The 255-nt window shown below is 38.8% G+C and carries 1 protein-coding gene; it reads left to right on the top strand.

The features are described from left to right. Positions 1-255: hypothetical protein (locus LRL21_RS45285; RefSeq protein ID WP_240422259.1), on the top strand; the 255-nt coding region annotated here is incomplete at both ends.

The raw sequence follows: 255 nt of genomic DNA on the forward strand, positions 1-255 counted from the left end.
ATAAAGCAGATACTAATTTGGTTGTTAAAAATGCTTTTAGTTCTGTTAATGGGGCTACAGTCTCTGGTGACGGTACTAAGATAGCATACAACACCTCCAGTCAGATATGGATGATAGATGTTGGCAGTTCGAGTCCTATTCGGGTTAGTGCTACTGGTGATACCATACCTAATGCAAGTTTTAAACTGAATAAAGATGGTTCTAAAGTAGCTTATTCCTTGGCTGCAGCAAACAGTTTAAAGGTTGTTGACACTG

Source organism: Paenibacillus periandrae, assembly GCF_022458865.1.
Classification (GTDB): Bacteria; Bacillota; Bacilli; order Paenibacillales; family NBRC-103111; genus Paenibacillus_S; species Paenibacillus_S periandrae.